We start from the raw sequence: 21928 nt of genomic DNA on the forward strand, positions 1-21928 counted from the left end.
AAATTGAATTGAACCGTGGCTTTTCTAATATGATTAATTCTTAATCTTGTAAAGCTACACCGTTGGTGGCAATAATTTTTTTCATCCAATGATAAGATTTTTTAGGCGTACGCTTTAAGGTTCCATGACCTTTATCATCCATATCCACATAGATTAAACCATAACGCTTTTTCATTTCTCCAGTTGAGAGCGAAACCAAATCAATCGGTCCCCACATGGTATAACCCAAGCAGGGAACGCGATCAATATTAATAGCATCAGCCATCGCCGAGAGATGTTGTCTTAAGTAATCAATCCGATAATCATCAGTCACATAACCGTTTTCATCAACTTGATCAATTGCTCCCAAACCATTTTCTACAATGAAAAGTGGTTTTTGAATTCGATCATAAATCTCATTCATACAATAGCGTAATCCTAAGGGATCCACTGGCCAACCCCAAGGGGTTTGTTCCAAGTAAGGGTTAACATCGCCTCCCACATTAAACCATTTATCACCAGCTTGGGTAATATTAGACCGATAATAACTAAAAGCAATATAATCCAACTGTCCAGCTTGTAAAACTTCCAAGTCTTCTTGATCAAATTCTAATTGTTCAAAACCGTGTCGTTGCCAGATTTCTTGAGCATAATTAGGGTAATAACCACGCCCCATAATATCAATGAAATACCAATTTTCACGTCGTTCTTGCATTTGGTGGAACATATCTTCTGGTTTACAGGTTGCAGGATAAAGTTCACTCATTGCATACATCGCCCCAAATTGACTGTAGGGCATTAGTTGATGTCCCAATTTAACTGCTTTAGCTGAAGCAACAAACATATTATGTGCTGCCTGATAACGGTCATAACCAGAAGCATTATGAACCCCAGTCGGACCAAAGCCACGCACAGCATTGATTTCATTAAATGTTAGCCAATAGCGACAACGATCACCAAAATGTTCGAACAAAACTTGGGCGTATTTGACATACAAGTCAATTACTTTACGCGAAGCCCAACCATTATATTTTTGCGCTAAATGCATTGGCAATTCATCGTGACAGATAGTAATTAAGGGTTCCATCTGATATTTAGCCATTTCATTAATCACATTATCATAGAACTGAAGTCCGGCTTCATTAGGAACGTCTTCTTCACCATTAGGAAAAATCCGACTCCAACAAATAGAAAAGCGAAAAACATTGAATCCCATACCTGCCATCAGTCGAATATCTTCTTGATAATGATGGTAAAAATCAACAGCCTGATGACTCGGATAATACTGATTTTTTAGAAAAATGGGCTCTGCTGCTTGCGGAACATCATCAGCTAAAAAGAAAGAACTTTTAGGATTGATAATTTTACCATCCACAGTTTGCATCGTATGATGCCGAGGATTATTCACGGAACCGTCCGTTTCATAATCGCGTGACAAAAAACCACGACCACCTTCGTTAAAACCGCCCTCATACTGAAAATCTGCCGTAGCACCACCCCATAAAAATCCCCGTGGCAATTTCTTATTGGTTATCATTGACACTACTCTTTTCTTTTATTTAATGGAAATACATTATTATTCTAGCACGCCTACTTTAACCGGTTGATAATTTTATTAATTGAAATCTACTGTAAGAAACAAAAACTCTCCTACTGCCGATAAGAACCGACAATAAGAGAGTTGCTTAAAATTATATATTATATTATTTAGCCAAAACAAAGGTTAGGGGGGAGTTGTAAACTGCTTGTTCACAGGTTTGAATTAACAAACCACCATTGTTTTGTAATTGTTCCATTGGACGAGGATCGTTATGTCCAACGTGATTTAAAATTGCATATACATGATACGTCTGATTATTTGCTTTGATTGTAGAACCTACTTGTAACTTCCAGACCTTGTTTGCTTGCGGTGTTGAACGTTCTAGTAAAAACCAATTATCAATCGGTGCATCTGCCCAACGATAAATATGTCCATCTCCTGGTACATTTCCATTGCCGTGGAAACTTCCCATTGGAAACTTAACATTTTCAAAGGCGATGGCGTTTGTTGTATCACTTGTTTGATCGCCCATCGCTGGGGACTTAGTAGCACTTGCTTTTGGTGCTGCTACTGTTTGATGTGCTTCATTGTTCTGGGGAGAACTTTGATTATTTTGATTTGTAGTGTCATTGGGGAAGTGGTTAATCGAATTACCAGTATGGGGAGTACTGATTAATTCGGATTTAACCTTAATGGGTTGCTGTTTTTTATTATTTGATATGGGGTTTACAGCACTCATTGTTTCAGTTCTGATATCATCAGCGGCGGCACTAGGGGAGTAACCACCAAACTGATTCAGAACTAGGGAAGCGTTTATTGCTAAAACGCTAAAAAGACTTAAAAATGTTTTCATTGTAATAACCTCCTAAAAGAAGAGGTCTTGAATTACAATGTTCTACAATTATGATCAGATGAGAGGCTTTCTCTCAGTTGACAATTGTATAGTACCGAAAATTTGAGCAGATAACCACTACAAGAACGATTGAAGTGTTGCAGAAACGACACAAATAAAATAAATGTTGGACAAATGTTTCAAAAGTGGGACATAATTTCGTGAAATAAGGGTTGACATTGAGATTTTGTTTCATTTTAAGTGAGGACGTTCACAATAAAGGGATAGAATTTAGATAGTTGACCTAATTTAAGAGTTAATGCCCAAAAGTTATACCAACAATTGTTTTTAAATTGTTATTATGAAGCCAACCATTCGGTAATAATCATAGATTTCTGAGATCATCCATATAATCATTAGAAATGATTTTATTATAAATTTCCTTTGCTTTGGCTTCTAAATCAGTATCACTATCTACAGTTTGTCTAATTTTTTCTTATTCTAAAATTGATTAACAGCTTTTTGATAAAACGCCACAAGTCTTTAAAAGTATTACGTTTGATAATGGTTCAGAATTCCAGTTATTAGATCAAGTTAAGAGGTCACAGATTTATTATGCACATCCTTATTCCTCCTAGGAAAGAGGCAGTAATGAAAATCAAAATGGCTTAATCAGAGAGTTCATAACGAAAGGTAAATCACTGCGTAAATATTCGATTGAGACAATTCACAAGCTCCAATTAGTTCTTAATCAAAGACACCGAAAAATACTCAATTATCGTTCAGCATTAGAAAATTTCCAACAACAATTCAAAGCCTTAAGTTAGATTTCCTGGATTGTTGCACTTGATTTGCCAATTCAGATTTTCAATATAGCATAATTAGCACTTTCAAAACAAATTACGTAAAGCTTACAAAGGTCTTTTTCGTCAACCCCTTTGTTCTGACATAAAAAAAGTGCTGATGAAATTAATCATCAACACCCAAAATTATAAAAACAAAATTTAATCTTTAACACGCAGTTGAATCATGTTATACATATTATCAGGATCCAACTCTAAGTTTTTAATTCGCGACTTAGTCATAAATGCTTGACCATTTTGATACAGTGGAATAACACCTTGCTGCTCATTAATAATATTCTGTGCGGCTTTCATATCATTCCAACGGGCTTTGGTATCATTAGCATCTTCATTCATACTCTTGTTCAACAACTCATCATACTGTGGGTTACTCCATTTACCACTATTATAAGAATTATCAGTCATAAACAAAGTCAAGAAATTAATTGGATCAGGAAAATCCGCATTCCATTGTGTGATTACTAAGTCAAAATCACCATTAGCAGAACGACTCAAGCGACTCTTATAAGGTACATTATTCAAAGTTACTTTTAAGCCAGGTAATTTCTGTAACTGATTTTGTAAAAATTCACTCTGTTGTTTAGCAATATCGGTATCATCGCTTAGTAAAACTAAATTAATTTTCTTTTTAGTTTGTCCACTTTCTTGTAACCCTTGTTTCCACAGCGTCTTCGCTTTGGCTAAATCATATTTGGTGTAAGCTTTACCGGTAGCACTAGTTTCGCTTACAAAATCTTTTGACTTATCGTTGGGATCATAGGCCATGTCAGCAGCCGTCACTGAGGTGGCTGCCGAAGTTCCATTTCCTAAAACTTTCTTAGTTAATTGTTGGCGATCAATCGCATATGATAAAGCTTGTCGAACTTTTTGATTTTTAAACATCGGTAATTTCTTTTGATTTAACTCAATGTAATCAGTAGAGTTTTGCTTTTGAACGCTATAACCCTTAGATCCCTTCATCTGCTTAGAAGTATCACCACTGAGTTCTGCTCGGTCTAATTTATTAGATTGATACAAATTCAAAGCAGTTGATGCATCTTTGACTACTTGATATTTTAAAGTTTTAACTTTAACTTTCTTTGCATTCCAGTAGGTATTATTCTTAACTTCGGTCCAAGTATTGTCAGAATTATTCCAATTTTGGAGTTTATAGGGCCCATTAAAAACTAGAGTTTTGGAATTAGTACCATACTTTTTACCCCACTTTTGTACCGCTTTGGGATTTTGCGGGTAAAATTGAGAACCTGTTAACAGTTCATCAAAATAAGGAATCGGTTTTTCCAAAGTAACTTGTAACTTATGTGCATTAATTGCCTTTATCCCTAAAGACTTAACTGGTTTTTTACCAGCAGTAATATCCTTAGCGTTGGTAATTCCTTCATAAATGTAAGCATACTGTGATTTAGTCTTAGGATTAACCATTCGCTGCCAAGAGGTAACAAAGTCATTAGCTACCACTGGATCACCATTACTCCATTTTGCATTTTTACGCAACGGGAATGTATAAGTTAGACCATTATTAGTTGGCTTAACCACCTTGGTTGAAAGTGCTGGTTTAATCGTTTTACCCTGATAGCGATATAAACCTTCCATCGTATTTTGTGCTGCCTGAGCACTTAAGATATCAGTCATTAATGATGTATCCATCGTTGCTAATAAATCCTTAGACATAATTCGAACTTCACTAGCTGGTGGTTGCGCTTGTTTCTTTGAACTACAGCCTACGACTAACAAAGCAGCGGTTAAAGTAATACCTGTTCCAGCAATAATTTTTGGTAGCTTCATCGCTTTCACCCCTCCTTATTGAGTTGTAATTGAGTTTACTCCCTTTTTAATTAAAAGTAAATGAGATATTTTGGATTTTTTCTAAATAAAATTTAATCATGGATTAAGAGTAACCTTATGCCTTGAACTAAAAGAGAAAGGTTTGTATTAAATTTTTAAAAATAATATAATTGCACTTATTAATTACACTGAAGAGGAAAAAAATATGAATATTACTTTTCACTTAGCACAAAGCAGTGATTTACCAACCATTATCACCATATATAATCAAAGTATCATCCACCAAAATATAACTGGTGATTTACTACCTGTTTCAATCAAGCAAAAAACAAACTGGTTTCAAGAACACTTTCATAACCCGCTGCGGCCTTTATGGGTTATTAAAAATGAACAGCAGGAAATTATTGGCTGGGTCAGCTTGTCCGATTTTTATTCCAGAAAAGCTTTTCAAAAGACGAGTGAAATTAGTATTTACTTAGACCAAAATCTGAAAAACCAAGGTATTGGACAGCAGACTTTAAATTTTGTTTTTTCACAGTTAGCTCAATGTCAAATCCAGACCATCGTGGCTTTAATCTTTAGTCCTAATATCCCTAGTAAAAAACTATTTTTAAAAAATAATTTTCAGCAATGGGGATCTTTACCAGCAGTCGCCACTAATCTTCAAGATGAGATTTTAGATTTAATTATTCTAGGACGCCATTTTAATTGACCTGTTGACAAAATTTAGCAATTAATTGTTGATAGCGTTGTGGCTCACTTTCATAAGAACGAATATGACTCCCCTGTGGAAAATCAACTAGTTTACTGATATAAGGCGCTGCAGCCAATAGTTGCTGTGACATCAACGGTGGCACTGTCGTATCCTTTAAGCCCCGAATTAATAAAACTGGAACCGAAGATTGCCCGATAGCTTGTTTGGCATCAATTTGCGAATAACTTGCCCCAAATTTAATTTTGGACCAAATGGAGACTAAGTCTGTAATTAATTTACTCGGTAAATGAATTTGACGTCTAATCGTGTATTCACTGATTGCTTGAGCATTCGTATAACTGGAATCAGCAATCACCCCGCATATTTGGTGGGGCAGCTGCAAAGCTAAGCTCTGCAAAACCGTCGCTGCTCCCATGGAAGCCCCAAATAAAACTAAACTTGTTTTGAGCTCAGCTTGTTGACATAGCCAATTGGCCCACAATAAAACGTCATACTTTTCCAAGTAACCATAGCTGAGATAATCACCTTGACTAGCTCCAGCAGCTCGGTTATCGGGTTGTAAAACATTATAACCAAGTTGATAAAATATCCAGCCAATTTTATCTAGTGAATGGTGATCCACACCAAAACCGTGAACAATTAAAACTGTGCCTTGATTTAATGGATGACGCGTTAAAAAAGCACTCAAAGTCCAGCCATCATGAGCCACCAATTGAATTTTTTCTTGTGGCAATTGTTGAAATTTAGCTGCACCCTGCACGGCCAAGTTATGCTGATCATACCGCGGTGGTTTAGTTTTCAAAGCTGAACTATCGCGTTTTTGAATATAGTCAAATAATAACTTGCCAACTAAAAGGGAGCCGTTAACTAAACAGGAACCAAGTAATATTTTTTTATAAGACATAATTTCACTTCTCTTTAACACACAAAACTCCTACTGCTGATAAACTAATGGTTAATACTATTCCCCAAAAAAGGTAATTAAAAGAATATCTGGTCGCAAGCAAACTCCCAATGTAAGGACCAATTGCCCGGCCTAAAGAACCAAAAACCACATAAAAACTCTGATAGCGCCCACGATTATTTTGATTAGCAAATTTATTGAGTAAAGCTGGAATCGTCGGGAAAGTAATTGATTCGCCAATAGTTAAGATAACCATACTATAAACGTAATTTTGATAAACTAAAGCGTTGGGCAGTAACAAAAATGAAACTGCCATGATTAACAAGCCTAAGCCAATTTGATATTTGATTTGCTGAAATAAATGGATCATTAACTGATTCATCAGCGGTTGAATAATTATTAACGAAGCCGCATTAATACTAAATAATAAGCTGTATTGATGCATTGTTAGGTGATTATTCAACATATACAACGACAGATTACTATCCCATTGTGAATAACCTAGCCACACAATTAAAACAGCTAAACAAATAAGAAAAAGGTTTAGTTTTAAACGCCTCTTGGATAATTGTAACCCCGCAGCAAAGGGTTTTGAGGAAGTAATTGCTGAGTCAGGCATCGCTCTTTTAGTGGTTTGCTCTAAAATTGCGCCTCGACTCAGCACAATTACTATACATAATAAAAAGCACATTGCTGGCAAAAAGAAAGTCAAAAAAATACTCTTTTGAAAAATCACACTAACTAACATTGAACCAACAGCAATGCCAACATTAGCTGCCAAGTACATTAAATTAAAAATTTTTTGTGGTTGTTGACTTTGTTGTGCCACTACAGCTGTATAAGAATTAATAGCAGTATAAGCAATACCCATTCCTAGACCAACTAAGACTAATAACATTACATATACCGGCCAAGTATTTTGAAATGCCAAAATCAAAAAGCCTACTGCCGCTATACTATAACCCACCAATAAAGTCTTTAAACGGGAAAAATGATCAAACAAGTACCCACCTAAAGTATTACCTAGCATCATTACCAATGAGTAAAGCATCAATGTCCAGCCGGCAGTGACCATCGACTCATGTAAATATTTGGTAATAAAAATAGTATTCACGGGCAAAACAAAACCCATTACCAAATTAAAAACAATATTCATAATTAATAACCAATGCTGTTGTTTCTTATTCATCCTTACTCCGTTCTTAAAACATAAAGTATTTTAAATTTATTCACACAAAAAATAAGATCCTCTGCTACAATATCTGCAAGGAGAAATCATTATGTATAAATTAAAATTACAAAATTGGTACTTAAAAGGTCAACTAATTATTAACACTTTATATCCTTTAATCCTATTTGATGCTTATATCCACCTAATTACTGATACTCTAATTATACCAAATAGCTTTTTTCAAAAAATTGGCAATTTACCAAAATTAAACCAATTCTTACCTTTATTCACTAATCTCAATTCTATTTTGGAATTAATGATTCTATTAATGTTTAGCTATTTATTAACTCAAAAGTTCACGCCTAGAGCTACTTTGATGAATAGTTGTTGTACTATTTTAGTAATCATCTTAGCAAACTTGACACACGAAAATAACAATTACATCCACCAACCATCTCTTTTATCAGTAATTTTACTTAGCTTAATCTGTTCCCAACTCTTTAGCAAAATTAAAAAGCCAACTATTATAATTTTATTGGCAATTGGTCTAGGTTACAGTCTGAACTTTGTCAATCAATTTAATTTTTTAAATAGTATACCAGGAATTTCAAGCAATATTCATAAAGTTCAACTACCAAATTTAATTTTTTTAACCGTACTACGGGGTCTCGGTAATTGGTTGGGAATCCTCAATCCCTTTAATTCACAAAGTCCGACCATTACTTCCACCGAAGCAACCGCTAATTTAAGTGCCGCACTATCCCATCATCCTTTGCCATATCCGATTAATATTCATTCTGTTTATACTAACTACGCCTTTTTAGGTGGTATTGGTTGTACCTTAGGGCTAATCTTTGCGCTTTTATATTACCACCAATATAAAATAGTTCTGGAAAATCTAATTCCCAGTATGTTTGGATTAAACGCACCATTGCTATTAAAATTGCCGCTTATTTTAAACCTTTATTTTTTAATTCCCTTTTTACTAAGTCCCTTAGCTAGTATGTTCGTCGGTTATTGTTTCATCAGTTTACATTGGACACCACCAGCAGTTTATCAAATTTTTTCCGGAACACCCAATTTTTTATGGAACTTTTTAGGAACCAATGGTGATATTCGTGCTTTACTAGCTACCATTTTCGCTATTATTACTTCAACTTTTATTTATTTACCATTCGTCAAACATGAGGTTAAAAAACATGCAACGAACAACTTGGATTAAATTTATTTTATTGAGTTTTATCATTTTAATTATTCCCGCTTATTTCACGATGAAAGAAAATGTCCACAATGAAAAAGTGTTTCATAATTCAACTTTATCACCCATTATTTTTATTCCTGGAAGTTCCGCATCGCAAGATCGCTTTGATGAGCTCTTCGCCTCTTTGAATCGACCCAAAAAGCGTTATAGTATTTTAAAAATCACCGTTAAAAAAAATAATCACTTAAAAGTGACTGGTAAAATTGCTGCCCGAGATAAACAACCATTGATTGTGATTGCCTTTCAAAATAATGCTGACGGTTACCAAAACATCAAAAAACAAACAACTTGGTTAAACATAGCCATGAATTATTTAACCCATAATTACAGTTTTAACAACTTTTGCGCAGTTGGTCACTCCAATGGTGGTTTGATTTGGACTTGGTATTTAGAGAAATATTTTAATAAAAACAATTTAAGAATCAATCAATTGTTAACCATTGGGACTCCTTATAATTCTTTAGAATCTAATCCGCAAAATCAAACTGCAATTTTTCATCAATTACATCAAAATCGCCACAAGTTACCGCATAATTTAATTGTTAATTCCATTGCAGGAACAAAAAATTACAAAGATGATGGTATTGTTCCGTATCAAAGTGTTGATTCAGGCAAATATATTTTTCAAAATAATGTTGATAAATATACTCAAGCAACAGTTACTGGTGACGACAGTGATCATTCCAGTTTACTAGCCAATCAACAAATAGTGAACTTTATCAGAGAAAATATTCTTAATCATAATTTTCATAATAATGAAGAAAAAAAGCCATAACAAAAATGTTATGGCTTTTTCGGGTACTACTATTCGTAATATCTACCATTAGTTCACATCTAATGATAAAAATGTCACCATATCCGCTGGCTATTGTTGCTTAGAACAATCGACATTCCCAGAATCATCACTAAAAAGTGATCACTCGACTCATCGCATAAGTACAATTTATCATGAATATTTATGAAAAGCAAGATCAACTAATAATTGAGATAAAATATACCCCATGGCAATAGCACCAATAATCAAAGTTACTAATATTACTAACCGCAGACCATCAAATATTTGTCCTAATACTAATGATCTAACAGCTTGATAAGCCGTTGCTCCAGGAACTAACGGTACTAAAGCCGGTATATTAAATAAAATAACTGGCATTTTTTTACGCCGAGCACATAAATGACTGAAAATACCAATCATTAAAGCAGCCAGTAAACTGGCAGTAACTTTTCCAGATTTCAAAAAATTAACAAATACCCAATAAATCATCCACCCCAACGCTCCGCAAAGACCGCTAGTGATTAATGCTGGTCGTGAAATATTAATACAGATTGCATAACCAATTGTTCCGATAAAACTAAATGTAAATTGAATCATAACTTGCATAATATCTAGCATCATTCACAGGCCTTCTTTCAAAGAAATCTTAAAACCATAGCTATACCACCGCCAATAGCCATTGCACAAAGAATCGCTGAACCCATTCGCGCCAAGCCGGATAGAAGATGGCGAGCCATCAAATCTCTTAGTGCATTAGTTAAAGAAACCCCAGGAACTAAGGGCATTACTGCACCAATAATTAAATAATTTAAATTATTAGCTAAACCAATTTTTTCTAAAAAGACAGCCACCAAAGCAATAATTGTAGAAGCAATAAACGTACTAACAAAACTTATTTTAAAAATAGACTTTGCATAATAATCAATTACATAGCCCAAAGCACCGACTACGCCAGCAGGTACAAAATCTAACCAATCATATTGACCAACAAATAGAATCATTAAAGTACTACTAATTAAGAATGCACTGGCTACCTTCAGCCACAGTGGAAAATCCAAAACTGAAGTTTCAATATTTTGCAATCCAGATTCTAATTGTTCTAAAGTTAGCTTGTCATTAACAAACTGACGTGAGAGCGAATTAACTTCCGTAACTTTATACAGATTAATTGTTTCTTGATCAATTTGCACCATTCTTGTTGTTGAAGTCCGATTGGCACTTAAAAAAATTCCTGTTGGAGTTGTATAAATTTCTGGATGCAAAACTCCACCTTTATTTAAAATTCTTTGAATTGTATCTTGAGCGCGATACATTTCCGCTCCCGATTCAATCATGATCTTGCCCGCCAATAATCCAACTCGCAAAAGTTTTTGTTGTTGATAGGTTAACATTTTGAGCCATCTCCTTTAATTGAAATAAAAAAGAAAATACAAAAAAAGGACTATCATCATAGACAATAATCCTTTATCGGCAGCATGGCAACGACCTATCCTCGCAGGTAGTTTCCCACCAACTACTTTCGGCGCTGAGAAGCTTAACTTCTGTGTTCGGCATGTCGACAGGTGTTTCCTCCTCGCTATCGCCACCACACTTGCTCTCTTCTTACCTTCTGAAAGAACCTTAGTCCTCTCAAAACTGAATATTATGATCCTACTCGACTACCTCGGTTAAGCCCTCGACCGATTAGTATTGCTCAGCTCCATATATCACTACACTTCCACTCGCAACCTATCTACCTCATCTTCTTTGAGGGGTCTTACTTCATTCCTGAATGGGAAATCTCATCTTGAGGTGGGTTTCACACTTAGATGCTTTCAGCGTTTATCCCTTCCATACTTAGCTACCCAGCTATGCCTTTGGCAAGACAACTGGTTCACCAGTGGTATGTCCATCCCGGTCCTCTCGTACTAAGGACAGATCCTCTCAAATTTCCTACGCCCGCGACGGATAGGGACCGAACTGTCTCACGACGTTCTGAACCCAGCTCGCGTACCGCTTTAATGGGCGAACAGCCCAACCCTTGGGACCGACTACAGCCCCAGGATGCGATGAGCCGACATCGAGGTGCCAAACCTCCCCGTCGATGTGAACTCTTGGGGGAGATAAGCCTGTTATCCCCAGGGTAGCTTTTGTCCGTTGAGCGATGGCCCTTCCATTCGGTGCCACCGGATCATTAAGCCCGACTTTCGTCCCTGCTCGACTTGTCTGTCTCGCAGTCAAGCTCCCTTCTACCTTTACACTCTACGAATGATTTCCAACCATTCTGAGGGAACCTTTGGGCGCCTCCGTTACTGTTTAGGAGGCGACCGCCCCAGTCAAACTGCCTACCTGACACTGTCTCCCGCCGTGATTCAACGGCGCGGGTTAGAGCTTTCATATAACAAGGGTAGTATCCCACCAGCGCCTCCTTCGATACTAGCGTACCGATCTCTACGGCTCCTACCTATCCTGTACATGTTACACAAAAACTCAATATCAAGCTACAGTAAAGCTCCATGGGGTCTTTCCGTCCTGTCGCGGGTAACCTGCATCTTCACGGGTATTATAATTTCACCGAGTCTATCGTTGAGACAGTGCCCAAATCATTACGCCTTTCGTGCGGGTCGGAACTTACCCGACAAGGAATTTCGCTACCTTAGGACCGTTATAGTTACGGCCGCCGTTTACTGGGGCTTCAATTCTGGGCTTCGACTTACGTCTAACTCATCCTCTTAACCTTCCAGCACCGGGCAGGCGTCAGCCCCTATACGTCATCTTACGATTTTGCAGAGACCTGTGTTTTTGATAAACAGTTGTTTGGGCCTTTTCACTGCGGCTGGCTCTTACACCAGCACCCCTTCTTCCAAAGTTACGGGGCTATTTTGCCGAGTTCCTTAACGATAGTTCTCTCGCTCACCTGAGGATTCTCTCCTTGACTACCTGTGTCGGTTTGCGGTACGGGTACTCAGTATCTAACTAGAAGCTTTTCTCGGCAGTGTGACTATTGTGCTTCGCTACTTTATTTTCGCTCCCTATCACATCTCATCCTTCTCGGTTACAAGCATTTGACTCATATCCAGACTCGATGCTTAGACATGCTTTTCCAGCTGCATGCTCACAATTCATCTCCTGCGTCCCTCCATCGTTCAAACAACACTGAACAGTACAGGAATCTCAACCTGTTTTCCATCGATTACGCCTCTCGGCCTCATCTTAGGTCCCGACTAACCCTGGGCGGACGAGCCTTCCCCAGGAAACCTTAGTCTTCCGGTGGACCAGATTCTCACTGGTCTCGCGCTACTCATACCGGCATTCTCACTTCTAAGCTCTCCACCAGTCCTTACGATCTGGCTTCTTCGTGCTTACAACGCTCTCCTACCACGTACATATCTTTCAATGCACATCCACAGTTTCGGTACCATACTTAGCCCCGGTACATTTTCGGCGCAGAACCACTCGACTAGTGAGCTATTACGCACTCTTTAAATGGGTTGCTGCTTCTAAGCCAACATCCTAGTTGTCTATGCAGTTCCACTTCCTTTTCCACTTAGTATGGATTTTGGGACCTTAACTGGTGATCTGGGCTGTTCCCCTTTCGACGATGGATCTTATCACTCACCGTCTGACTCCCGGAGAAAGATCTTTGGCATTCGGAGTTTATCTGAATTCAGTAACCCATGTTGGGCCCCTAGTCCAAACAGTGCTCTACCTCCAAGATCCTCTTCTCCGAGGCTAGCCCTAAAGCTATTTCGGAGAGAACCAGCTATCTCCAAGTTCGTTTGGAATTTCACCGCTACCCACACCTCATCCCCGCAATTTTCAACTTACGTGGGTTCGGTCCTCCAGTGCGTTTTACCGCACCTTCAACCTGGACATGGGTAGGTCACTTGGTTTCGGGTCTACAACTACGTACTTCCTTTCGCCCTATTCAGACTCGCTTTCGCTTCGGCTCCGTCTTCTCAACTTAACCTCGCACGCAATCGTAACTCGCCGGTTCATTCTACAAAAGGCACGCCATCACTCTTTAACGAGCTCTGACTACTTGTAGGCACACGGTTTCAGGATCTATTTCACTCCCCTCCCGGGGTGCTTTTCACCTTTCCCTCACGGTACTTGTTCTCTATCGGTCACTAGGGAGTATTTAGCCTTGGGAGATGGTCCTCCCTGCTTCCGACGGGATTTCTCGTGTCCCGCCGTACTCAGGATCCTGGTAGAGCGTCTTCGATTTCGCTTACGAGGCTTTCACTCTCTCTAGCTCAGCTTCCCAGCTGATTCAGCTATCTTCGACTGTCTCACGTCCCAGTCCTACAACCCCAAAGAGCAAGCTCTTTGGTTTGGGCTCTTTCCGTTTCGCTCGCCGCTACTTGGGAAATCGATTTTTCTTTCTCTTCCTATGGCTACTTAGATGTTTCAGTTCACCACGTCTTCCTCACTTTATCTTTCAACAAAGTGTGACTAAGCTTTACCTTAGCCGGGTTCCCCCATTCGGACATCTCCGGATCTTCGCTTACTTACAACTCCCCGGAGCATTTCGCTGTTCGTTACGTCCTTCTTCGGCTCCTAGTACCTAGGCATCCACCGTGCGCCCTTTTTATCTTAACCTATTTATTACTTCTTACTTCTCGAATCTCTCGATTCTCGGTGTCTTTCTTATCATAATATTCAGTTTTCAAAGTACTAATGTTTGAGAGTAAACCTCTCAAAACTAAACAAAGTTTCTAACCAAATGCTTTCCGTATCTTTTCCTTAGAAAGGAGGTGATCCAGCCGCAGGTTCTCCTACGGCTACCTTGTTACGACTTCACCCTAATCATTTGTCCTACCTTAGACGGCTAGCTCCCCGAAAGGTTACCCCACCGGCTTTGGGTATTACAAACTCTCATGGTGTGACGGGCGGTGTGTACAAGGCCCGAGAACGTATTCACCGTGGCATGCTGATCCACGATTACTAGCGATTCCAACTTCATACAGGCGAGTTGCAGCCTGCAATCCGAACTGAGAATGGTTTTTAGAGTTCCGCTTGCCCTCGCGAGTTCGCTTCTCGTTGTACCATCCATTGTAGCACGTGTGTAGCCCAGGTCATAAGGGGCATGATGATTTGACGTCGTCCCCACCTTCCTCCGGTTTGTCACCGGCAGTCTCACTAGAGTGCCCAACTTAATGCTGGCAACTAGTAACAAGGGTTGCGCTCGTTGCGGGACTTAACCCAACATCTCACGACACGAGCTGACGACAACCATGCACCACCTGTCTTCCTGTCCCCGAAGGGAACCTTGTATCTCTACAACTTGCAGGAGATGTCAAGACCTGGTAAGGTTCTTCGCGTTGCTTCGAATTAAACCACATGCTCCACCGCTTGTGCGGGCCCCCGTCAATTCCTTTGAGTTTCAACCTTGCGGTCGTACTCCCCAGGCGGAGTGCTTAATGCGTTAGCTGCAGCACTGAGAGGCGGAAACCTCCCAACACTTAGCACTCATCGTTTACGGCATGGACTACCAGGGTATCTAATCCTGTTCGCTACCCATGCTTTCGAGCCTCAGCGTCAGTTACAGACCAGAGAGCCGCCTTCGCCACTGGTGTTCTTCCATATATCTACGCATTTCACCGCTACACATGGAGTTCCACTCTCCTCTTCTGCACTCAAGTTTGACAGTTTCCGATGCTCTTCCTCAGTTAAGCTGAGGGCTTTCACATTCAGACTTTTCAAACCGCCTGCGCTCCCTTTACGCCCAATAAATCCGGACAACGCTTGCCACCTACGTATTACCGCGGCTGCTGGCACGTAGTTAGCCGTGACTTTCTGGTTGAATACCGTCACTATCTGAGCAGTTACTCTCAAATACGTTCTTCTTCAACAACAGGATTTTACGATCCGAAAACCTTCTTCATCCACGCGGCGTTGCTCCATCAGACTTTCGTCCATTGTGGAAGATTCCCTACTGCTGCCTCCCGTAGGAGTTTGGGCCGTGTCTCAGTCCCAATGTGGCCGATTACCCTCTCAGGTCGGCTACGTATCATTGCCTTGGTAAGCCGTTACCTTACCAACTAGCTAATACGCCGCAGGTCCATCCTTTAGTGACAGCCGAAACCGTCTTTCATTCCTTAATCATGTGATTAAGCACTTTATGCGGTATTAGCAACTGTTTCCAATTGTTATCCCCCGCTAAAGGGCAGGTTACCTACGTGTTACTCACCCATCCGCCGCTCGCGTCCATATCTTCCTACCCGAAGGTATTCCGTTACTTCTGCTCGCTCGACTTGCATGTATTAGGCACGCCGCCAGCGTTCGTCCTGAGCCAGGATCAAACTCTCATTTTTTGTTAGTTTGTTGACTCAGACCTAGAACTCTAACGTTCTTTGTCTTCTTTATTTTTGTTCAATTGACAGGTTCTTTTTCAGAACCCAGCACTTGGTGTTAAAAGAAACTTTGTTCAGTTTTCAAAGATCTACTTTTTATCATTCGCCACTTGATTAAGCGGCTCATTTAGTTTATCATTTTATCATGAGCTTGTCAACTGTTTTTTTTATTTGTTTAGCAGCGACCTGCATGACTCATTGACAACAGAAAATATATTATCAACTTTTTGTCCTTTTTGCAACCCCTTTTTGTTATCTTTTTTGATTTTTTTTGCTTTCCTCTCTCTAATTCCCTTTACACCGCTATTTGTGCTAATAAAAAAATACTGTTAAAAAGTCTATTTTTCTTCTTAACAGTATCTTTCACTATGATAATTCGTATAACTTTGGCCAAAATTTAGTTCTTAATCAAATAATTACTATTAATATTGTCTCCATAAATTACATAATTTTGATTTTCTTTAGATTTAAAATTAAAATCATTGTTCATGACATTCATCCTATTTTGCCGTACTTCGGCATTATCCAATTTTTCTTCATCTTGACCGACACTTTTACGCAACTTATTTGAAACTCGCTGTAATTCGTCTGTAGGAGCAACTTCATATGAAACTCCATCAATCAGGGTACCATGGCCTTGTAAATGGTCAGAATTCATATCCTTTGAAGCTCCCCGATAATATTGAATTAAAGCAGTAATGTCATCTAATGATAAGTTAGTGCTCATGGAATTAGAAATACTATTCAGTATTTTTTGTAAGTTAGGCAAAGTACTCAAAGAAGTTGCCTTTTTAACAATTGCCATGATTACTTGACGTTGACGCATTTGCCGCCCATAATCGCCCTGCGGATCTTCATAGCGCATTCGAGCATAAGACAGACTTTGTTTGCCATTAATTACCTGTTTTCCCTTATGAAAGCTACTACCGTCATAACTAAAAGCAAACGGAGCATCAACTTCAACGCCACCAACTGCATCAACTATTTTAGGCAAAGAATGAAAATCTAAAGTAATGTAGTTATCAATTTTTAAATTAACCAATTTTTGAACTGTTTTAACTGCCGCTTCTGATTCACCTAAATTATATGCCGAATTAATTTTTTGAACTACTCGTTGATCGCTCTTAACACCATAAATTTCTGCCAAGGTATCACGCGGAATGCTCATGAGTAAAGTTTTCTTTTTTTCAGGATTAATGGTAGCTAAAATCATCGTATCTGAATTACCTCGATCAGAGCGACCTTCATCTCCTGTATCAACGCCTAATAATAGTAAAGTCACCGGTTTTCTTTGAGCAATGGTTTTCGAAGGAGTAATTGTTGTATTAGGATGATAAGCATTACCTAGAGCATTACTAGCTTGGGAATAGATTCGAAAACCATAAGCCCCTACCACAAATAACGCCATAATTAATAACAGTAAAAAGCCCTTTAAAAAACGATAGTTGCTCATTTGATGTTTGGTTTGCATTGAAACCTTTTGATTGCGCTGTAATAAGGATTTTTTTGGTTCTGAATTCTTCATTACTTAAATTTAACCTCAAGATTCTAAATAATTTATTCTGTGCCCTATGAAGCAAAAAATTTAGTTAGATATTTAATTCACATTCTCAATCTATTAATTATACATTATAGTTACGATAAATCAAACATGATTAAAGCCACGTTTGATAATTAACAAGAATTATTGCTAATCAACTACTAGACCATTTTCAATCAAAAGCGGGTGACCTTGTTTTAATTTTTGTCCCAACTGAACACAAGTATCAGCCATAATACTTTGTGCATCTACAACTAAATACGGATGATCGGCGGCTTTTTCTTGAGCTAACGACAACTCGGTACAACCTAAAATAATGGCTTCTGCACCAAAATCTTGTTTCATTCTTCGTAAAATAGAATGGTATAAAACAGCATCAACCTCATTATGCTCTTTAATATCATCGTAAATTAAAGTCATCACGTCAGCTTGTAGCTGTTGGTCTCCTAAAGTATAATCCAAGCCCTGATTATGGATTTCCTGCTCATAGACACCGTCAGCAATCGTTCCTTTTGTCGCAATCAAACCTACTCGTCTTATCTGCGGATATGTTTGCTTCAAAAAATTGAGCGCTGTTCTAGGCATATGCAATAAAGGAACTGTAGTTTGTTCTTGTAATTGAGAATAAAAATAATGAGCCGTATTACAAATAATCACCATAAATGCCGGATTCAATAATGACTGCTGTTTAATATCTTCTAACAAATCAGGGTAAAAACTGGGTTGTTGATGATCTAAAATATATTGCGTTCGGTCAGGAACACTAGCATGATTAACTAATAAATAATTTAAATACTCTTGATCTTTTTTGGCGGGCGTCCGCTGGTTTAACAAGCGGACAAAGCTTTCAGTCGCGGCAGTCCCCATACCGCCCAGAACAGTAAAAAAGTCTTTCATTTTTTAACCCTCAATTTCTTGAACTACGCGTTTGGCAACGTTAATATCATTTGGATAATCAGTATCAACGCCACGAATTTTTTGGTACTGGTCTTCGCCTTTGCCAGCTAAGACTACAATATCTGCTAACTTACTCTGTGTAATAGCTGTCTTAATTGCTTGCTGTCGATCTAAAATAATAGATACTTGCACTTTTTGATGATCAATTGATTGATCAATTTCTTGACAAATAGTCTGCGGATCTTCAAATCCAGGATCATCAGTTGTTAAATAAGCCACGTCAGCATATTTACTTAAAGCCTTAGCAAATCCTTGCCGTCTAGATACCCCTTTATCACCTGTACTACCGACAACTACAATAATCTTCGCTTGCGGGTTTTTATTTTTCAAAAAATGTAATAGCGCTGACATGCTAGCATAATTATGCGCATAGTCGACGTAAATTGTTCCATGAGACTTAGTTTTAAGGGATTCCATTCGACCAGGAATATGCACATCAGTAATTGACGTTTGGGCTAACTCATACGGAGCACCGGCAATACCAGCACCAATAATAGCTGCGGTTGCATTAGCTTCATTAAAGTCACCAATTAAACTAAGTTGATAATTACCAGCAATATTTAAATAACGGGCTTTATCAGTTTTGGCAATCAGCTTAAATTCACTATCAGCTAAAGTACTCTCCTGACTTTGATACACAAAATCGGCTAGTTGATTATCACTATCTTGGCGGGCAAATACATACAGATTCTGCGGTTGCGTGGTTGCTTTAGCTGCCAAGTAAACTTCATCAAAATAATCAGTATCACCATTAATAACACAATTTTTGGAATTAACTAACAATTGTAATTTACAATGTAAATAATCAGCAAAATTAGGGTGTTCGTTGGGACCGATATGATCGGGTGTAATATTCAAGAAAAATCCCACATCATAATTCAAACCATAGACGCGATTTCTTTTATAGGCTTGTGAGGATACTTCCATCACCAAATGAGTCATACCGCTATCGACAGCTTCTCGCATATCATGAAATAGATCTAAAGATTCTGGTGTCGTCAAATTAGATTTAAACGTTTGACTCGGCTCCGGTCCTAGAATCCGATCAATTGTTGAAAACAAAGCTGTTTTTTTATTGGAATAATTTTGTAAAATTCCCCGCGTAAAATATGCTGAAGTAGTTTTACCTTTAGTTCCAGTAAAGGCAATAATAAACAAATCATTTTGCGGGTAATCATAAAAAGCCGCACCTAACAGAGCCATTGCTTTTTGAACATCATTGACAATTAAAGCATTCATTCCTTTAATGTCAGGATAGGCTACTTCAGATACGTAAGTTGTTGCACCATTAGCCTGCGCCTGTCTGAGATATTTTTCCTTAAAATGGGTTCCTTTACAAAAAAACATTCCATCTTTTTGAGCCTGTCGTGAATCATATGTGACAGCAGTAACTTCATTATCAAATACGATATCAGCATGTTTTAGCAATTGATGCTCTTGTAATAATAAAATGCAACCATTCAGAATTAAAGTCATGAGTTAGCTCCTTTGTTAACTATTTTTTTAGGTAAATCAATTTGAAAACAAGTCTGTTGATTATCGGATTGAACTGAAATTCGACCATTTTGAATTTGAATTAAACTTTTAGCAATTGCCAAGCCCAATCCCGTACCTCCCGTTTCACTGGAACGGGATTGATCAACTCGATAAAAACGATCAAATAAATGTTCTTGATTTTCTGGAGCAATTTCTTGACCATTATTAATCACTCGTAAAATAACATGATCATCTAAGTCTTCTGCACAAAGCCAAATATGATCGGCCCCTTTACCATACTTAATGGCATTAATAACTAAGTTATTAAAAACGCGGCTTAGCTTTTGACTATCCGCATTCATCATTAGCTGATCAACCGTACTAACAACCTCAATTGTAATTTCTTTTTTCTGAGCCTCCAATTCAAAATCAGCATCAATTTGTTCTAACATTTGAATCATATCAAACTGCTGAATGTTCAACTCAGTTTTAGAATTGTTAGCACGAACATACACAAACAAATCATTAACCAAAGAGCTTAACTGTAAAGATTTTTGGTAGGCAATATGAACATAACGCTGAATCTCCGCATCAGGAGTTTGGGGATTTTGTTCAATTAAACCTAAAAAACCTAAGATCGAAGTTAAGGGGGTTCGTAAATCATGACTAACGTTGGTAATCAATTCATCCTTACTTTGTTCAGTTTTTAATTGTTCTTGCATTGAATTTTGTAATGCCACTATTAAATTATCCATTTGATTAACTAATTGCTTCAATTCGGGCATTTTAATTTGTAATGTTGGTTTTTTGTTTCCTCCAGGTTCTTGGGCAATTTTTTGAAAATAATGTTGTGTCTGACGTAATTGTTTATGAAAAAAGTGCTGGTAACATAAAAGACTAATACTCAAAATATCTAAGCCCAAAAACACTAACCAAATAACCAGTGAATCAATATTTTTTTGGAATAACCAAATCTCAGCCAAACAACAAATCAGAAAAAAGAGCCAAGCTAGATATAATAGCCAATTTTTAGAAGACTTCTGAAACATCTCAAGCCTCCACTTTATAGCCAACTCCCCAAACAGTTTTAATGACCTGTTCCCCGTTGGTTGCTTCTTCTAATTTATCTCTTAGATGACTAACATGAACCATAACTGTTTTAGCAGATACTCCACTATCTTGTTTCCAAACGCGTTCAAAGATTTCTCCAGCAGAAAAAACTTGTTTGGGATGACTAGCCAATAAATATAAGATACCAAATTCTAAAGCCGTCAGTTGGATTTTCAAACCAGCAGCCGTAATTACTTCATGTGTATTGCGATTAATCGTAATTGGCCCGACTTCTAATTCATCCGGTATGACATCTTGATTAGTATGACTGCGGCGTAATAATGATTTCACACGCGCCATCACTTCCAGCGGATTGAAGGGTTTAACAACATAGTCATCTGCCCCGGTAACTAAACCTTGAATTTTATCTAAGTCACTAGTTTTAGCTGAAACTACAATAATTGGTACCTCAGAATCTTTTCTTAAAGTTTTAATCACTTCAATCCCTGACATTCCTGGCATCATAATATCCAAAATAATCAAAGTAATATCGGGATTATTCTTTAACTGATTTAAAGCTTCCAAACCAGAATTAGCAACTATTGGCTGATAACCTTCATTTTTTAAATAGATACTCAATAATTCAACAATATCTTGATCGTCATCGACAACTAATATTTTCAAAAACTACCGCCTCACATGTGACTTTAAATCCCCGTTTAAACATATCATACCATAATCACTA

Annotated in this window: 15 protein-coding genes, 3 rRNA genes and 1 pseudogene; 4 read left to right on the forward strand and 15 right to left on the reverse strand. The window is 37.9% G+C overall.

The features are described 5' to 3' along the window. Positions 1–40 precede the first annotated feature (40 nt). A complete protein-coding gene (locus AC3B7A_RS04195) occupies positions 41–1516 on the reverse strand; it encodes a glycoside hydrolase family 1 protein (protein WP_489756471.1) in 1476 nt (491 codons plus the stop codon). A gap of 166 nt (positions 1517–1682) precedes the next feature. Beyond that, positions 1683–2372, reverse strand: a complete 690-nt coding sequence (locus tag AC3B7A_RS04200; RefSeq protein ID WP_489756466.1) for a hypothetical protein — start codon at positions 2370–2372, stop codon at positions 1683–1685. A gap of 518 nt (positions 2373–2890) precedes the next feature. On the opposite strand from AC3B7A_RS04200, the pseudogene AC3B7A_RS04205 reads away from it, so the two are divergent. Beyond that, a pseudogene (locus AC3B7A_RS04205) lies at positions 2891–3178 on the forward strand (IS30 family transposase); the annotation flags it as partial. Positions 3179–3355: 177 nt separating this feature from the next. On the opposite strand, the gene AC3B7A_RS04210 reads toward AC3B7A_RS04205, so the two are convergent. Further along, the gene (locus AC3B7A_RS04210) at positions 3356–4999 is read right to left on the reverse strand and encodes a peptide ABC transporter substrate-binding protein (RefSeq protein WP_489756472.1); all 1644 of its coding nucleotides are present in this window, start codon (positions 4997–4999) and stop codon (positions 3356–3358) included. 205 nt (positions 5000–5204) lie between these two features. Between AC3B7A_RS04210 and AC3B7A_RS04215 the strand changes: the two genes are divergently transcribed. Beyond that, positions 5205–5711: a GNAT family N-acetyltransferase gene (locus tag AC3B7A_RS04215; protein WP_489756473.1), complete on the forward strand. Its 507-nt coding sequence runs from the start codon at positions 5205–5207 to the stop codon at positions 5709–5711. Here AC3B7A_RS04215 and AC3B7A_RS04220 read toward each other — a convergent pair. Next, complete coding sequence (locus AC3B7A_RS04220) at positions 5704–6639, reverse strand: alpha/beta hydrolase (protein ID WP_489756474.1); 936 nt, start codon at positions 6637–6639, stop codon at positions 5704–5706. The genes AC3B7A_RS04215 and AC3B7A_RS04220 overlap by 8 nt on opposite strands. Further along, a complete protein-coding gene (locus tag AC3B7A_RS04225; protein ID WP_489756475.1) occupies positions 6623–7807 on the reverse strand; it encodes an MFS transporter in 1185 nt (394 codons plus the stop codon). The genes AC3B7A_RS04220 and AC3B7A_RS04225 overlap by 17 nt, the downstream gene beginning before the upstream one ends. A 91-nt stretch (positions 7808–7898) precedes the next feature. Between AC3B7A_RS04225 and AC3B7A_RS04230 the strand changes: the two genes are divergently transcribed. Continuing rightward, on the forward strand, positions 7899–9011 hold the full coding sequence (locus tag AC3B7A_RS04230; RefSeq protein WP_489756476.1) for a hypothetical protein: 1113 nt from the start codon (positions 7899–7901) through the stop codon (positions 9009–9011). Continuing rightward, the gene (locus AC3B7A_RS04235; protein WP_489756477.1) at positions 8989–9825 is read left to right on the forward strand and encodes an alpha/beta hydrolase; all 837 of its coding nucleotides are present in this window, start codon (positions 8989–8991) and stop codon (positions 9823–9825) included. Before AC3B7A_RS04230 ends, AC3B7A_RS04235 begins: the two co-directional genes overlap by 23 nt. A 171-nt stretch (positions 9826–9996) precedes the next feature. Here AC3B7A_RS04235 and AC3B7A_RS04240 read toward each other — a convergent pair whose 3' ends face one another. The 10 genes from AC3B7A_RS04240 to AC3B7A_RS04285 form a co-directional block, all read right to left on the reverse strand. Then, positions 9997–10446, reverse strand: a complete 450-nt coding sequence (locus tag AC3B7A_RS04240; protein WP_489756478.1) for a threonine/serine exporter family protein — start codon at positions 10444–10446, stop codon at positions 9997–9999. 14 nt (positions 10447–10460) lie between these two features. Then, on the reverse strand, positions 10461–11216 hold the full coding sequence (locus tag AC3B7A_RS04245; RefSeq protein ID WP_489756479.1) for a threonine/serine exporter family protein: 756 nt from the start codon (positions 11214–11216) through the stop codon (positions 10461–10463). 82 nt (positions 11217–11298) lie between these two features. Next, positions 11299–11415: ribosomal RNA gene (gene rrf, locus AC3B7A_RS04250) — 5S ribosomal RNA — on the reverse strand. A gap of 73 nt (positions 11416–11488) precedes the next feature. Beyond that, a 23S ribosomal RNA gene (locus AC3B7A_RS04255) occupies positions 11489–14406 on the reverse strand. A 148-nt stretch (positions 14407–14554) separates the two neighbouring features. Beyond that, positions 14555–16121: ribosomal RNA gene (locus AC3B7A_RS04260) — 16S ribosomal RNA — on the reverse strand. The 16S, 23S and 5S rRNA genes sit together here, the layout of an rRNA operon. Before the next feature lie 436 nt (positions 16122–16557). Next, the gene (locus tag AC3B7A_RS04265) at positions 16558–17685 is read right to left on the reverse strand and encodes an LCP family protein (protein ID WP_489756480.1); all 1128 of its coding nucleotides are present in this window, start codon (positions 17683–17685) and stop codon (positions 16558–16560) included. A gap of 165 nt (positions 17686–17850) precedes the next feature. Beyond that, on the reverse strand, positions 17851–18597 hold the full coding sequence (locus AC3B7A_RS04270) for an aspartate/glutamate racemase family protein (protein ID WP_489756481.1): 747 nt from the start codon (positions 18595–18597) through the stop codon (positions 17851–17853). A gap of 3 nt (positions 18598–18600) precedes the next feature. Next, positions 18601–20133, reverse strand: a complete 1533-nt coding sequence (locus AC3B7A_RS04275; protein WP_489756482.1) for a UDP-N-acetylmuramoyl-L-alanyl-D-glutamate--2,6-diaminopimelate ligase — start codon at positions 20131–20133, stop codon at positions 18601–18603. After that, positions 20130–21182 carry a sensor histidine kinase gene (locus tag AC3B7A_RS04280; RefSeq protein WP_489756483.1) on the reverse strand — a complete coding sequence of 351 codons (1053 nt, stop codon included), beginning with the start codon at positions 21180–21182 and terminating at the stop codon, positions 20130–20132. Before AC3B7A_RS04280 ends, AC3B7A_RS04275 begins: the two co-directional genes overlap by 4 nt. 1 nt (position 21183) lies before the next feature. Next, the gene (locus AC3B7A_RS04285; protein WP_489756484.1) at positions 21184–21867 is read right to left on the reverse strand and encodes a response regulator transcription factor; all 684 of its coding nucleotides are present in this window, start codon (positions 21865–21867) and stop codon (positions 21184–21186) included. Between the last annotated feature and the right edge of the window lie 61 nt (positions 21868–21928).

Source organism: Bombilactobacillus sp. ESL1202 (genome assembly GCF_058107125.1).

Bases quoted from the DNA above. Each gene is read 5' to 3' on its own strand.
- AC3B7A_RS04280 (WP_489756483.1), bottom strand. From the start codon at position 21,182: ATGTTTCAGAAGTCTTCTAAAAATTGGCTATTATATCTAGCTTGGCTC.
- AC3B7A_RS04215 (WP_489756473.1), top strand. From the start codon at position 5,205: ATGAATATTACTTTTCACTTAGCACAAAGCAGTGATTTACCAACCATT.
- AC3B7A_RS04270 (WP_489756481.1), bottom strand. From the start codon at position 18,597: ATGAAAGACTTTTTTACTGTTCTGGGCGGTATGGGGACTGCCGCGACT.
- AC3B7A_RS04225 (WP_489756475.1), bottom strand. From the start codon at position 7,807: ATGAATAAGAAACAACAGCATTGGTTATTAATTATGAATATTGTTTTT.
- AC3B7A_RS04200 (WP_489756466.1), bottom strand. From the start codon at position 2,372: ATGAAAACATTTTTAAGTCTTTTTAGCGTTTTAGCAATAAACGCTTCC.
- AC3B7A_RS04210 (WP_489756472.1), bottom strand. From the start codon at position 4,999: ATGAAGCTACCAAAAATTATTGCTGGAACAGGTATTACTTTAACCGCT.
- AC3B7A_RS04275 (WP_489756482.1), bottom strand. From the start codon at position 20,133: ATGACTTTAATTCTGAATGGTTGCATTTTATTATTACAAGAGCATCAA.
- AC3B7A_RS04195 (WP_489756471.1), bottom strand. From the start codon at position 1,516: ATGATAACCAATAAGAAATTGCCACGGGGATTTTTATGGGGTGGTGCT.
- AC3B7A_RS04245 (WP_489756479.1), bottom strand. From the start codon at position 11,216: ATGTTAACCTATCAACAACAAAAACTTTTGCGAGTTGGATTATTGGCG.
- AC3B7A_RS04240 (WP_489756478.1), bottom strand. From the start codon at position 10,446: ATGATGCTAGATATTATGCAAGTTATGATTCAATTTACATTTAGTTTT.
- AC3B7A_RS04230 (WP_489756476.1), top strand. From the start codon at position 7,899: ATGTATAAATTAAAATTACAAAATTGGTACTTAAAAGGTCAACTAATT.
- AC3B7A_RS04235 (WP_489756477.1), top strand. From the start codon at position 8,989: ATGCAACGAACAACTTGGATTAAATTTATTTTATTGAGTTTTATCATT.
- AC3B7A_RS04265 (WP_489756480.1), bottom strand. From the start codon at position 17,685: ATGAAGAATTCAGAACCAAAAAAATCCTTATTACAGCGCAATCAAAAG.